Origin of the sequence: Paraburkholderia caribensis, from assembly GCF_002902945.1 — a bacterium.
GTDB classification, from domain to species: Bacteria; Pseudomonadota; Gammaproteobacteria; order Burkholderiales; family Burkholderiaceae; genus Paraburkholderia; species Paraburkholderia caribensis.
Genome location: NZ_CP026101.1, coordinates 548,053 through 561,870, shown reverse-complemented (window position 1 = coordinate 561,870; position 13,818 = coordinate 548,053). Strand labels below are relative to the sequence as shown.

The 13,818-nt window shown below is 62.9% G+C and carries 11 protein-coding genes; 3 read left to right on the top strand and 8 right to left on the bottom strand.

Annotation, left to right across the window (positions count from 1 at the left end; translation table 11 throughout):
- The first annotated feature begins 11 nt into the window (after window positions 1–11).
- Window positions 12–1,097 carry a hydrolase gene (locus tag C2L66_RS02465; protein ID WP_233444925.1) on the top strand — a complete coding sequence of 362 codons (1,086 nt, stop codon included), beginning with the start codon at window positions 12–14 and terminating at the stop codon, window positions 1,095–1,097.
- Window positions 1,090–1,689, top strand: coding sequence for a DUF2946 family protein (locus tag C2L66_RS02460; protein WP_060602261.1), 600 nt, complete (start codon window positions 1,090–1,092; stop codon window positions 1,687–1,689). Before C2L66_RS02465 ends, C2L66_RS02460 begins: the two co-directional genes overlap by 8 nt.
- A gap of 8 nt (window positions 1,690–1,697) precedes the next feature.
- Here C2L66_RS02460 and C2L66_RS02455 read toward each other — a convergent pair whose 3' ends face one another.
- Window positions 1,698–3,386 carry a M48 family metalloprotease gene (locus C2L66_RS02455; protein WP_060602266.1) on the bottom strand — a complete coding sequence of 563 codons (1,689 nt, stop codon included), beginning with the start codon at window positions 3,384–3,386 and terminating at the stop codon, window positions 1,698–1,700.
- A 234-nt stretch (window positions 3,387–3,620) separates the two neighbouring features.
- Between C2L66_RS02455 and moaC the strand changes: the two genes are divergently transcribed.
- Entirely contained in the window at window positions 3,621–4,097 is a 477-nt protein-coding gene (gene moaC / locus C2L66_RS02450) for a cyclic pyranopterin monophosphate synthase MoaC (protein ID WP_060602269.1), read from the top strand.
- A gap of 103 nt (window positions 4,098–4,200) precedes the next feature.
- On the opposite strand, the gene C2L66_RS02445 is transcribed toward moaC, so the two are convergent.
- From C2L66_RS02445 to C2L66_RS02415, 7 genes are all read right to left on the bottom strand, one after another.
- Window positions 4,201–5,994, bottom strand: coding sequence for a PglL family O-oligosaccharyltransferase (locus tag C2L66_RS02445; protein ID WP_060602271.1), 1,794 nt, complete (start codon window positions 5,992–5,994; stop codon window positions 4,201–4,203).
- 124 nt (window positions 5,995–6,118) lie between these two features.
- On the bottom strand, window positions 6,119–7,825 hold the full coding sequence (gene ltrA / locus C2L66_RS02440) for a group II intron reverse transcriptase/maturase (RefSeq protein WP_060602274.1): 1,707 nt from the start codon (window positions 7,823–7,825) through the stop codon (window positions 6,119–6,121).
- 1,285 nt (window positions 7,826–9,110) lie between these two features.
- Window positions 9,111–9,728, bottom strand: a complete 618-nt coding sequence (locus C2L66_RS02435; RefSeq protein WP_054929775.1) for a pilin — start codon at window positions 9,726–9,728, stop codon at window positions 9,111–9,113.
- Between the two features lie 138 nt (window positions 9,729–9,866).
- Entirely contained in the window at window positions 9,867–10,592 is a 726-nt protein-coding gene (locus tag C2L66_RS02430; RefSeq protein WP_054929774.1) for a TerC family protein, read from the bottom strand.
- A gap of 159 nt (window positions 10,593–10,751) precedes the next feature.
- Complete coding sequence (sucD, locus tag C2L66_RS02425; protein ID WP_054929773.1) at window positions 10,752–11,633, bottom strand: succinate--CoA ligase subunit alpha; 882 nt, start codon at window positions 11,631–11,633, stop codon at window positions 10,752–10,754.
- Window positions 11,634–11,747: 114 nt separating this feature from the next.
- Window positions 11,748–12,917, bottom strand: a complete 1,170-nt coding sequence (gene sucC / locus C2L66_RS02420; protein WP_054929772.1) for an ADP-forming succinate--CoA ligase subunit beta — start codon at window positions 12,915–12,917, stop codon at window positions 11,748–11,750.
- A gap of 55 nt (window positions 12,918–12,972) precedes the next feature.
- Window positions 12,973–13,722, bottom strand: coding sequence for a DUF2889 domain-containing protein (locus C2L66_RS02415; RefSeq protein WP_176052986.1), 750 nt, complete (start codon window positions 13,720–13,722; stop codon window positions 12,973–12,975).
- Window positions 13,723–13,818: the final 96 nt, after the last annotated feature.

The window sequence follows — 13,818 nt, the reverse complement described above, 5'->3', positions numbered from 1 at the left end:
CCGGTGTTGGCATGAGCACGACCCACGACAATAACGCTTCTTCCAGACCGGCCCTCGATACAGCCGCGGCTGCCGTTGAGGCTGCTGTGGGCACGTCGGTCGAAGCGACCGTCGACATGCTGTACCGCGCCCCGCTCTGGCTTCCCAATAGCCACATCCAGACCATCGTTCCCGCGCTGTTCGGCCGCCGCCCCGAGGTGACCTACCGGCGCGAGCGTTGGGATACGCCGGACGGCGATTTCATCGATCTCGACTGGCTGGTGTCCGATCCGCTCGCGGCCTCTCCCGCCGCCGCCGACGCGCCGCTGTTCGTACTCTTTCACGGACTCGAAGGCAGTTCGGACTCCCACTACGCGCGCACCTTGATGGCAAGCGCCCAGCTGCGCGGCTGGCATGGCGTCGTGCCGCACTTTCGCAGTTGCAGCGGTCCGATGAACCTGTTGCCGCGCTTCTATCACCTCGCCGACAGCAACGAAGTCGATTGGGTGCTGCGGCGGCTGCGCGAGCAGCATCCGGGGCCGATCGTGGCTGCCGGCGTGTCGCTGGGCGGCAACGTGCTGCTGCGCTGGCTCGGCGAGCGGCGCGAGGACGCGGAGATCATCGCGGCGGCCGCGGCGATCTCCGCGCCGCTCGACGTGCACGCGGGCGGCCGCGCGCTGTCGCAAGGCTTCGGGTTGATCTACACACGCAGCTTCCTGAAGACGCTCAAGCTGAAGGCGCAGCAAAAGCTCGAACAGTATCCCGGCCTCTTCGATCTGAACGACATGCTCGCCAGCCGCACGATGCACGCGTTCGACGAGGTCGTGACGGCGCCGTTGCACGGTTTTCGCGACGCGGACGACTACTGGACGCGTTCGACCACGCGCCCGCTCCTTCCCGAAATCACCGTGCCGACGCTCGTGCTCAACGCCCGCAACGACCCGTTCCTGCCGGGCGCGGTGCTGCCGTCGTGCAGCGAGGTATCATCGGCGGTGGAACTCGATCAACCGGAGCATGGCGGACACGTCGGCTTCATGACGGGCCCCTTCCCCGGCCGGATCGACTGGCTTTCGCGCCGGGTCTTCGGCTACTTCGACCCGTTCACGCGACATGGATGACATCGTCAAGCAGGCATTGGCCAAATGGCCGAACGTGCCGCATTGCACCGGCTGGCTGCTGCTCGACCGGCGCGGCAACTGGCGTATGCGCGACGAAGCGGCGCAAGCCGCAGGCGCGCCCGGTGAGCCGATCCGGCATACGGCCCTGCTCGGCTTCATCAACCGCAACTACGAAGCCGACGAGACAGGCCAATGGTTCTTCCAGAACGGGCCGCAGCGCGTGTATGTCGAACTCGGCTACACACCTTTCGTCGTGCGGCTCGCCCGTGACGACGGTAGCGAAACACTCATGTTGACGGATCAGGGCGGCGCAGCGTTCGAGCCGGCTGCTGCGTATCTGGACGACGAAGGCGGCATTCTCTTCATCGATCGCTCCACGCCCGCGCGTACCGCCGTGCTGCACGACCACGATCTCGATCTTTTCTCCGAGCACGCGGATCTTGCGAGCGACGGCCAAAGCGGTGCCTTCCGCTGGCGCGACGGCGAGGTCTTGAAGCTCGAGCCCTTGCGCAAGGCCGAGGTCGAAAAGCGCTTCGGATTCGTCGCAAGTCCGGCGGCGCGTGTCGCTGCGCGCGGCCTGCCCTCGCCTTAAGCCAACCGCTAGCTGCTGCTCTTCTCGTCTTCGCGCTCTTCCTTATAGCGCGCCTCGAACTCATGCAGGCGCGCGTCGATCGTCGCGAGGTCGTAGTAGCCGACCGACTTGATGTCGCGTGCTTCCTTCAACTGCCGGATCGCCGACGGCCAGGCGCCTTCCAGCGCGAACTTCTCCGCGAGCGCGCGATGCTGCGTCAGCGCATCACCCGTGCCGACGCTCGCCTGCGCAAGGTAACGCCACCAGACGGGCTGCTGCGGATCGGCGCGCGTCTCGCGCTGGGCCTGCACCTGTGCTTCGCCGAAACGGCGTGCGGTGAGCAGCGTCTGCAGGCGCATCTCGATGGCCGCGTGAGATTGCGGCCAGCGCTTTTGCGCGATTTCCGCGAGACGCACGGCTTCGTCGTTGCGGCCGGCGCGCCGGGCGATGTCGACCGCGAGCACGTCGAGGCTCGGCGAACTGCGCGAAGGATCGCCTTCGGCGCGCTCGTTGGCGTCGAACGCGGCGCGCGCCGTCGCCAGCGAAGCCGAAGCGTCGTCGTAGCGCTCGAGCAGCATCTGCGCGTACGCGATGCCGTACCAGTTGCCCGCCACGTTCAGCGCGGTACGGTCTTCGACTTCGGAGCGCATCCGTGAGATGTCGTCCGCGTATTCGCTGCGTGAGCGGTCCTGCAGCACGCGCGCCCGTGCGCGCACGAACGCATATTCCGACGACTGGCGCGGCTGCCGGTAAGGTGCGCGGCGCGCGCGGTCGGACATATCGGCGATCCGCTCGCCCGTCAGCGGGTGCGTGCGCGCGTAGGCGGGCGCGCCCGCGTCGCTCATCGACGCGCGGTCGAGCCGCTCGAAGAACGACACCATTCCATACGGGTCATAACCCGCGCCCGCGAGCATCTGGAAGCCGACCCGGTCGGCTTCGTGCTCGGCCGCGCGCGAGAAACGCAACTGGCTGTCGACCGCATAGGCCTGCCCGCCGATGGCGATCGCGCTGCCCAGATCGCCGCTATGCGCGAGGACGCCCGCCAGCACGCCGAGCAACATGCTCGCGAGCGCCGCGTAGCCGCTGTGCTCGCCCGCCGTGATCATCCGCGCGATGTGCCGTTGCAGCACGTGACCCATTTCGTGTCCGACGACGGACGCGAGTTCCGATTCCGTCTGCGTCGCAACGATCAGCCCGGTATTCACGCCGATGAAGCCGCCCGGCAACGAGAAAGCGTTGATCTGCGCGTCGCGCATCGCGAACAGATCGAAGTCAGGACGATAGCCGCCGATGAACTGCGCGCTCGCGGCCGCGGCGAGCTTCTCGGAGATCGAGTTCAGATAGTCGCGCACGAGCCAGTCGTCGATATAGTCGGGATCGGCGCGGACTTCGCGCATCACACGTTCGCCGAGCTTGCGTTCGGCTTGCGGCGTGAGCGAGCCACCCGAGCCATCGCCGAGATCGGGCAACTGCTGGGTCGACATGGGCGCGCGCAGGCTCGCGTTGCCGCCGGGGTTACCCGCGAAGCGCGACTGCGCGCCGCCGTAGAGACCGAACACGCCTGGTGCGATGTCGGGCGGCACGGCTGTCGCGCCGTACGTGTCGAGCGGCCCGGTGACGAGCGGCAGTTCCGACAGGTTCGACGGCTGCGCGATGATCGCGGGCGGGACGGCGAGCGTGACGGACAACAATGCAGCGAGAAACCGTTTCAGACGCATTGCGGACGATGGGCGAAATCGAAAGCGGCGTAAGGTGCCGGAAGAAACAGGCCTTGTTTTCGATTGTACCGGGTGCGGTGGGCGCTTCGGCTCCCAGTCGGTGCGTGGATGGCGGGTTGCCCACAATCAGGCATCCGCACGCTTTGTGCGCTATCGTGATTCTTCGCCGTCCCGCGCCCGACTGCCCCGGGACGCTCGCGCTGCTATGATAGGCGCCCTCTGAAGGAGCCAACCATGCCCGAACTCACTCATTTCGACGCAGCCGGCCAGGCGCATATGGTCGACGTAGGCGGCAAGGCGGAGACGAAACGCATCGCGGTCGCGCGCGGCACGATCCGCATGCTGCCCGCCACGTTCGACCTGATCCGCAAAGGCGAAGCGAAGAAAGGCGACGTGATCGGCATCGCGCGCATCGCCGCGATCCAGGGCGCGAAGCGCACCGCCGATCTGATTCCCTTGTGTCATCCGCTGGCGCTCACCCGCGTTGCCGTCGATTTCGAGCTGGACGAGTCGGGCCCTGCGGTGCATTGTCGCGTGCAGGTCGAGACGCTCGGCAGAACGGGGGTCGAGATGGAAGCGCTGACGGCCGTGCAGGTCGGGCTGCTGACGGTCTACGACATGTGCAAGGCCGTAGATCGCGGGATGACCATCACCGATGTTCGAGTGCTTGAGAAACACGGCGGGAAGTCGGGAGATTGGGTGGCGGAGTGAGGTTTTGCGGCGCGCCTGCGTAGCTTGCCTGTTAAGGGTTCCCCACTCTCGCTGAAGCGGCGGCGCGTCCGACGCGCCGCCTTCGTACTTGACGGCCGAGGCATCAATCCTCGTCGTCGCCCTCTTCGTCATCGCTATTGTTGATGTCCTTCGGCGGCGTGCCGTACTTCTTCATCAGTTCCGCCTTGAACGCCCCCAGCGTCTTCTGCTGATCGCACAAATCGTACAGATAGGCGAGCTGCGAAGGCCAGTCATGCAGTTCCTCGGCGAAGATCTTCAGACGGTCGACGGTATCGAACGCACCGTTGGTGTCGCCGCTCAACGCCTGCAACACCGCGTAACGGCGCAGCACCGTTTCGCCCGGCAACAGCGCCATCGCCTGGCGATGCATCGCGAGCTTGTGCGGCAGATCCTGCGAGTTCATCGGCAAGAGCGTCGCCATCCCGTACTCGCCCCACGCGCCGAACAGGAACGACGGGTCTTCACGATACTGGTCGAACGGACGCGAGCCGTAATACAGCACTTCGGAACGCGCATAGTCGCGGTAGATCGGATACAGCGCAGCCAGTCCGCCGAACACGATCACAAGGAACGCGCCGAACGACATGCCGCCCGGAATCAGCCGCAGCGGCTTCGTGTCGAGCAGGCCGATCACGAACATCGCCGGCAGCAGGAAGAACATGTACTGCTGCGGATACTCGACGAGCGCATGCATCACCAGCACGCCGATCAGCGCGAGACCGAACACGCGCGCGGCCGTATGCGGCGCACGCACGACGCGCACGAACCAGGCAGCGAGACCGAGCAGCACGATACCCAGTCCGATCAGCCCCGTCTTAGCCAGCAAATCGATAAAGATGTCGTGCGAGTTATTGGCAATCTCGACGCCGCCCAGCGCTTTCGCAAGATCGTACTGGTAGCGCGGAAATTCGCCCCAGCCGACACCTAGCAACGGATGCGTGCGGAACATCGTCCAGCCGTACTTCCACAGCGCGAGGCGCGGTGCAATCTGGCTCGAATCCTTCATGCGCTCGGCAGCGGACTGGGCCAGACCGAGATCGTAGTGAACGTTCGCCCAGCGGATCGCCGCATTCACCGCGAAGAACAATACGGCGAGCACGACGGGAATCAACCACTCGCGGTTGCTGCGGCGGCGCGACGGATTGCGGCGCTGTTCGGCAAACGCCATCCAGAACCCCGCGACGACGATCACGCCCATCTGCAGCCACGGTCCGCGCGACACGGTCAACGCCAGGCCGCCCGAAAAGATCGCCGACACGAGCAGCCAGATGAACACGTTGATGCGCCGCGTCTGCACGAGGTACATCGCACCCGCCGTTGCGAACGCGATGTATGTTGCAAGGTGATTGGCCTGCGCCATGTTGCCGAACGGCCGGCGCTCGGTCAGCACGCTGTAGGCAACCACGAGCGGCGTCACCTTGACCTCGAGGTGAAACAGCTGGATGGTTTGGCAGAACACCGCGAAGAGGCCGCCCACGACCAGCGCGAACGCCGCCACCGTGAACGCGTTTTCCGTCAGATTCGCCCGGCTGAAACCAAAGCCGGCGTGCGTGGCCATGAACGCGGCAAGCAGGAAGCCGGCGCCGAGCCAGTTCATCGACGGTTGCGCGACTGGTAGTACGAGCGACTGCGCGACCAGCACGAGCCCGAACCCGAGCGGCACGAGCGCGGCAACGGGCGACGCGAACGCGACGCGCGGCCGTGCCGTCGACACCAGAAACGCGATGCCCGCGCCCAGCAGCAGATAGAGCGACAGCGCCGTGAACTCGGCGTAGAAGGTCGGAATCGGATACGTGTGGTTGACCACTGCATACGGCAGGATCAACGCACACGCCAGCAGGAACAGTGAAAGATAGCGTGCGAAGGGGGTGGGCATGAGTAACCGGGGACGTCAGGTAGGGTAGCCCCCCTTCCTTGCGGAAGAGGGGCCCCCTAGGAACCGTACGTGCGAGTTTCCCCGCATACGGCTCGAGCCTACATAGTTCTTATACAAAGCCCCGTTAGTGCAGCAACGGAGCCGGCTTAGCTACGACAAGTTTACCAACGTGCACTTGCCGGTGGCAGTCCGGGTGAAGCAGAACCCTGTTCGACAGAGCGTCTGAACCGCCATGCATCCGATACTCCAGATGATGGTCGTGCCAGCCAGTCTCGTCGGTCAGGGCACAGCCACAGTGCGCACACCGCCCGCTCTGTGACATATACAGCGAACCCCATTGCTTCCGGTAGCGCATCGAATCCCACATACGCTCCTGCCGCAGATGCTCGCCGTACTGCTCCCACACGAGATCGAAGGGATTGAATTCCCCCTTGACCTTCTTGTGGCGCCTGATTTCCGTACCGCTGATTTGGTACAACTCAAGCAGCCCCTTACTACCGTCTTCGCGAATGACAGGAGCAGCGAACACCCAATGCCGATTACCAACGGAGTGAAAGTACTTCCGCCTCACCCAGTCGGCGTTCTTGTTTGGATGCCGCCGCTTGGACCACCGCCAGAGCCGCTGAAACACCAACGACTCCATGCGGCTGTACGCCTGCTTGGCCACTACAGGGCAGTGATATTGCGCCCAGCCCCGTAGTATCGGATTGAGCAGGCGGATTAACTCCTCCTGCTTGACCGCCTTATGACCGCTGATCGTATCCGCCACCTTGCGATAGAACGTCTGCACGTTCTTCTTGCTTGGCTTGATGAGTAGCGTTCCCGAGTACTTCCGGAAGTTCCACCCAAGGAAATCAAAGCCTTCGTCAATATGCACGATCCGTGTCTTCTCCTCCGATAGTTGCAATCCCCGCACTTCAAGGAAGGCTTCTATCCAAGGCCTGACTTCGCGTTCCAGTATCTCTTTCGAGTCGCCGGTAATGACGAAGTCGTCCGCGTATCGCACCACATTCACTTTCAGCTTCTTCGCCTTCCCGAGTCCAAATTTCGCAGTGAGCCGCGCAATCAGTTCACGTTCCAGCCCGTTCAACGTCACGTTTGCCAGCGTCGGAGAGATGATGCCTCCCTGCGGCGTACCGGCCATCGTCGCCTGCAGCTGCCCTTTGTAAATCAGGCCAGCTTTCAACCATTTGCGGAGGATCACCCTGTCCATCGGGACATTGCTTTCCAACCACTTGTGGTTGATGTGGTCAAAGCATCCTTTGATGTCCGCTTCAAGTACCCATTGCGCTGATCTGCGACGGGCCATGACAACGAAAATCTGAGACATGGCATCAGCCGTCGAACGGTTAAGCCTGAACCCATAAGAGTTCGGGTCACTCGTCGACTCTGCTACCGGCTCCAAGGCCAGCAGATACAGGGCTTGCATCGCCCTGTCCCGCATGGTCGGAATGCCCAAAGGGCGCTCCTTCCCATTGGCCTTGGGGATAAAGACCCTCCGTAAAGGCAGAGGCCTATACCCGAGCCGCTTCAACCTGCCGACGGCTTCCCATCGGCTCTCAGGCGAATCCCATAGCTCGCGATCGACTCCAGCCGTTCGCGCACCCTGATTCTGCGTAACACGTCGCACCGCATACAACTTTGCGGACAACGTGCGGGTCAGCATCCGTTGCAGGGCTTTCACCCTGCGCCAGTCACCTTCCCGCGTCGCCTTCGCAATTCGAATCTGCATCCCTCGCACGTTCCGTTCAACCCGACGCCAATCTACGGCGTGCCAGTTGTCAGGCGCGTGGGAAAGCGCAGATCCGGTCTTTCGACCAGATACTTTCATGCTGCTCTCCTACCTTGGATTAGATCCCCGGCAGAAGGCGCATCTCCCCCAGCGGGGAAGACACACCCCGCTGGGGAACAACAGAAACCTCAATATGAGCGCATGCACTCATATCTCGGACAGAAACCACAATACGGGCGCATGCGCCCGCATCTAACCAAGTTACAGAGGGTAGTCAGCCGCCCTGCGACGGTAGACCAGACGGAAGTCTGCCCGCTTATCGCGTAGGGTAATGTCCCAACCCCTATCCGGACCATTACAGCCCGGCATTCGCTTTTTCCGTCCTCCCATACCTGCACAATCAACAGCGTCCCTTGCGGTTCGCCTGCCAGCCTGACCGCGCTGGCAACCATACAGGCTTACCACGTTCCCGGCATGTCACACGACTGACGTAGGTTCTGCCTCTTCCCCGGTGGCTGAGTGACGACGTAATCCGACGGTTGAGCGGATTAACCAGCCACGTACCTTTTGGTTAGAGCCCAATGTTCAAGCAGCTTTGGCTCCTCAGTGCTTACGAGGTTTATCAGCAGTTCACTTACATTAACCATATCAGCCAGCCTTGCTCCTCAACCCCCTTGCTGCTGGGAGTCTCCAGACCGTCTCCTCGCGGAAGCGGCCCGCCCGAAACCTCCGGGGGCTACGTTGTCAGAAGAGCTTCACACCCCACCGTTGCCAATGACGCATGTCTTCCTAGGCTACTGCTGGTCGTACAGCAGGTTCACTCCCTCGCCCAAAACCGCTGGCGAGGTAGAACAATGACACCCCGAGCTTTCGCTCGTATCGCGTAACGAACCCCTAGCCCGAAGGCGCGGGAATTACATACTCCAACTCCGCTTTGTCAGCGGAGATGAAGCCGCTGACGGGGCGGAACCTGACGGTAATCAGGTCAATGCAATGCGATGGCCGGCGAGACGTACGACCGGACATCGCTTTGGCGATCTCGGCATACCCCACCGGGTTCGCTGTCGTTACAGAAGTGCAGAGACAAACGGGCTTCGTGAGGCCCACATTGCACTTTTCGCAGCTGGTCAGACTCTTAAAGACGTCTCCAAACACCGCTAGTCGATGTCCCTTACGTTGGGACTGCCCGGACACGAGCGTGCGTGTCGCACCAACCGGCGCACTATACAAAAAAATCCTTACGCTGTGCGCCGGCTCGGCGGAAATAACCCGGAATCCGGCCGCAGCATGGAAACTTTTGCCGCGATCTTTGATGCGGGTTCGGTTTATACCTGGCTCATGCCGGACTCATGCCCGGTTTACGTCGTGACATCCCCACGCGAGCTTAGCTGCGGCATTCGGGCGGCGCGAGATTTCCCGGCAGGGTCGGTGCATCGGCGGGCAACGGTCCTGCTCCCGGAGCCGGCAACGACGAAGCAGCCTTGCCGCCTGCGAAGCATTCCCACGTGATGGTCCCTTTCTGCGCCGCGCCTTTCGTCAGCGCGACGCGGGCTGTGGGCGTGTCGGCGCTGTCGGGCGCGGACGGCACGAACACGATGGTGTTCGCGCCTTCGTCCGACACGCGCGCCGTGAACGCGACGGTAATCTGGCCAGTGTCGTCGTCGATATGGATGGACTGCACGTTGCGCGTGGCGGGCGGCGACGTATAGCCGCTGCCAAACGCGTTGCCGCTGCCGGCGTTCTCGCCGACGGTCAACTGCGCCGCCGACGCCAGCGACAATCCTTCGCCGACGCGGCTGCGCGCGAGATAGTCCTGATACGCGGGAATCGCATACGCGGCGATCACGCCGACGATGGCCAGCACGATCATCAGTTCGATCAGTGTAAAGCCCCACCAGCGCCTGACGCGGGCGAGCGGGCCAAGCCGCGGGCGCGGCGCGTGGGCGCGCAGCCAGGGCGCACAAAACGTGGACAACGAAGCAACGGCAACGATAGCGGTCATCTGCAGACTCCTCAAAACGAAAGCGCCTGTCCCGGGAATCAGGACAGGCGCTTCGATCGTAGCGAGCCGCGAATCGCGCGGGCAGTCGGCCGAATGGCTAATGGTGCACGGGCGGATGGATCGGTAAAGTGACTGCGGTCAATGCGTTCCAGGCGGCGTATTGCCCGCAATGCGGCTGGCGTTGCGACGCTTGAGCGCGTAGCCGAGGATCACGACGAACAGCGCGCAAGCGATGCTCATGCCGTACTCGGCAACAGGCGTATCGAGCACGGGCCAACGGTCGCCCGCCGGGTCGTTGACGATGAGCCCGCCCGCGATCCAGCCGAGCAGCGCGCCACCCAGCGTAATGACGACGGGGTAACGGTCCAGAAGCTTGAGCACGAGCTGGCTGCCCCAGACGATCAGCGGAATGCTGACGATCAGCCCGAACACGACGAGGGCGATGCGGTGATGCGGTTCGGCAGCCTCGGCAGCGCCCGCGATCGCGATCACGTTGTCGAGGCTCATCACGGCGTCGGCCACGATGATCGTCTTGATGGCCGTGACCAGCTTGTCGGCGGGTTTGACATTCGCGTGCGCATCGGGCGCGGGCGCGAGCAGGCGCACGCCGATCCACAGCAGCAACAGGCCGCCCGCGAACTTGAGCAACGGCACGTCGAGCAGCGCGACGGCAAACGCAATCAGCGCGACGCGCAACAGGATTGCGCCCAGCGTCCCCCACAGCACGCCTTTCGTGCGCTGCGCGGGCGGGAGGTTGCGGCAGGCGAGCGCGATCACGACTGCGTTGTCGCCACCCAGCAGGATGTCGATGACGATGATCTGGAAGACGGCGCCCCAATGGAGCGTGGTGAGGAATTCGAGCATGGAAAGCAGGATAGAAGGTAGCGAAAGCGAACGGCAACAAAAAGCGAGGCAGCAATTGCTCGCTCCCTCGCTTGTCGTCGCGTCTTACGAAAGGCCTTCGTAAGAGTATCAAAAAACGTCAGCAATAGCCGACGTTTCTTGAGCTTATCGCAACACTTCTTACAGCATCGCCTTCAGAAGACGCGCCATTTCCGACGGGTTCTTCGTGACCTTGATACCGCATGCGTCCATGATTTCCAGCTTGGCATCTGCCGTGTCCGCACCGCCCGAGATCAGCGCGCCGGCGTGGCCCATGCGCTTGCCCGGAGGCGCCGTGACACCGGCGATGAAGCCAACCACCGGCTTCTTCATGTTGTCCTTGATCCAGTACGCAGCGTTCGCTTCGTCCGGACCGCCGATTTCGCCGATCATGATCACGGCGTCCGTATCCGGATCGTCGTTGAACATCTTCATGACGTCGATGTGCTTCAGACCGTTGATCGGGTCGCCGCCGATACCGACTGCCGACGACTGGCCGAGGCCGATCGCCGTCAGCTGGCCGACTGCTTCATACGTCAGCGTGCCCGAACGCGACACGACGCCGATGCGGCCCTTGCGGTGGATGTGACCCGGCATGATGCCGATCTTCAGTTCGTCCGGCGTGATCGTGCCCGGGCAGTTCGGTCCGAGGAGCAACGTCTTGCGGCCTTCGCGGCGCATACGGTCCTTGACTTCGATCATGTCGCGAACGGGGATGCCTTCCGTGATACAGATCGCGAGATCGAGATCGGCTTCGACGGCTTCCCAGATTGCAGCAGCGGCGCCTGCGGGCGGCACGTAGATGACCGAGACGGTCGCGCCCGTTTCTTCCTTGGCTTCCTTCACGCTAGCGTAGATAGGAATGCCTTCGAAGTCTTCGCCAGCCTTCTTCGGGTTCACGCCCGCGACGAATGCTTCGCGGCCGTTTGCGTATTCACGGCATGCGCGCGTGTGGAACTGACCGGTCTTGCCGGTGATGCCCTGCGTGATGACCTTGGTGTCTTTGTTGATCAGAATCGACATGTATTGACCTCTGTTCGTTTGGTGGCGCGCTCAACGCGTCCCGCGCGGCAAATAGCGTTTGCCCGCGACGCTCGCGCGCCGCCATTCGTAATCCGGTGATATGCGCCGGGGCGATCAGGCCTTGCCTGCGGCAGCCGCGACAACCTTCTGCGCAGCTTCTTCCATGCTGTCTGCCGAGATGATCGGCAGGCCGGAGTCGGCCAGCATCTTCTTGCCGAGGTCTTCGTTCGTGCCCTTCATGCGCACGACGAGCGGCACTTGCAGATCGACCGCCTTCGAAGCCGCGATCACGCCTTCCGCGATCACGTCGCAACGCATGATGCCGCCGAAGATGTTGACGAGAATCGCCGTCAGGTTCGGGTTCTTCAGCATCAGCTTGAACGCTTCCGTGACCTTCTCGGTCGTCGCACCACCGCCGACGTCCAGGAAGTTCGCCGGCTCGCCGCCGAACAGCTTGATCGTGTCCATCGTCGCCATCGCCAGACCGGCGCCGTTCACCAGACAGCCGATGTTGCCGTCGAGCGAGATGTACGCGAGATCGAACTTCGACGCTTCGACTTCAGCCGGATCTTCTTCGTCCAGATCGCGGTAAGCGACGATTTCCGGATGACGGAACAGTGCGTTCGAATCGAAGTTGAACTTGGCGTCCAGCGCGATAACCTTGCCGTCGCCCGTCAGGATCAGCGGGTTGATTTCGGCCAGCGATGCGTCCGTTTCCCAGAATGCCTTGTACAGGCCTTGCAGGATCGCGCGCGCTTGCGGGATCGATGCGTCGGGCACGCCGATCTTCTTCGCGAGATCGTCTGCTTCGGCGTCTTTCAGACCCGTCGACGGATCGACCGCGATCTTGTGGATCAGCTCGGGCGTCTTTTCCGCGACTTCTTCGACGTCCATGCCGCCTTCGCTCGACGCCATCACGACGATCTTTTGCGAAACGCGATCGATCACGAGACCGACATACAGTTCCTTCTTGATGTCAGCGCCTTCTTCGATCAGCAGGCGATTCACCTTCTGGCCTTCCGGGCCCGTCTGGTGCGTGACGAGTTGCATGCCGAGGATCTGGTTCGAGTACTCGCGAACCTGGTCCAGCGACTTCGCGACCTTCACGCCGCCACCCTTGCCACGGCCACCCGCGTGGATCTGAGCCTTGACGACCCACACCGGGCCGCCGAGCTCTTCAGCGGCCTTGACCGCATCGTCCACCGAGAAGACCGGCTTGCCGCGCGGTACCGCGACTCCGAATTTCCGCAGGATTTCCTTACCCTGGTACTCGTGAATCTTCATGCGTGATTCCCTTCAGTCTGAGAGTTGGATTGAACTTCGCTTCCGGCTGGACCGCTTACTCGGGACGCGCCGTCTTCACGGCCTGTCCGTCGGGTGCGGCATCCGCGCGATCCGCTGAACGCGGCGCGTGGCCGTACCAGCGCGGATAAAACTGTCGCACCGCCTCACCGTCGAACCGCAGCGCATGGCAGCGGCCCAACTGGAATGGCGGTTTGTCGTTTGATTGCTCGCTCGCCTGTTCGCTTGCTTGCCCGCTTGAAGCGTTGTCTTGGGCGTCTTGTCCCGTGCTGCCCTGCGTGCCTCGGGTTGAACCGTCTGCCGATCCACTGCGTGAACCTGCGTGCTCCTCGCTTCCTGGCCTGCCTTTGTCGGTATTCCACACGTCGCCCGCGAACGCCTGGATGGCGGCAGTCGGCAGAACTGCGCACAACTCGGTGAGATGCGTGCAACCTGTCGTGCCGGCCAGCAAACGGGCAGCATCGCGACGAAAGTTTTGCAACAGATTGAGCCCGATGAGGGCGCGATAGGCGGGATTGGAGGCTTCACACAGACCGGGATACGGAACCCAGTCGGACGACGCTTCAGCGTCGACGACATTGAGCTTGCGATCGATCGTGATGCGGAGCCAGAGTTCATGGATCGGCGAGCCGTTCGGCCGGACACCCGACGCAAGCGCCACGTCACGTGGCTTGTCGTCGGTGAGGCATGCCTCGATATCCCACAGGCCATCTTCACGCTCGTATGCGTCCGCTCGGATTGCGCGGCGATGGCGCAACTGTCGGGACACTGGCGGGGAGAGCGGCATGCGAGAACAAAGGCCGGATTTAAGAACCGTTGAATTTTAGCATACTGGGTATTTGAGACCGCCCGAAGCCCGCACAGGCTTGATGGGAGAGGGTTT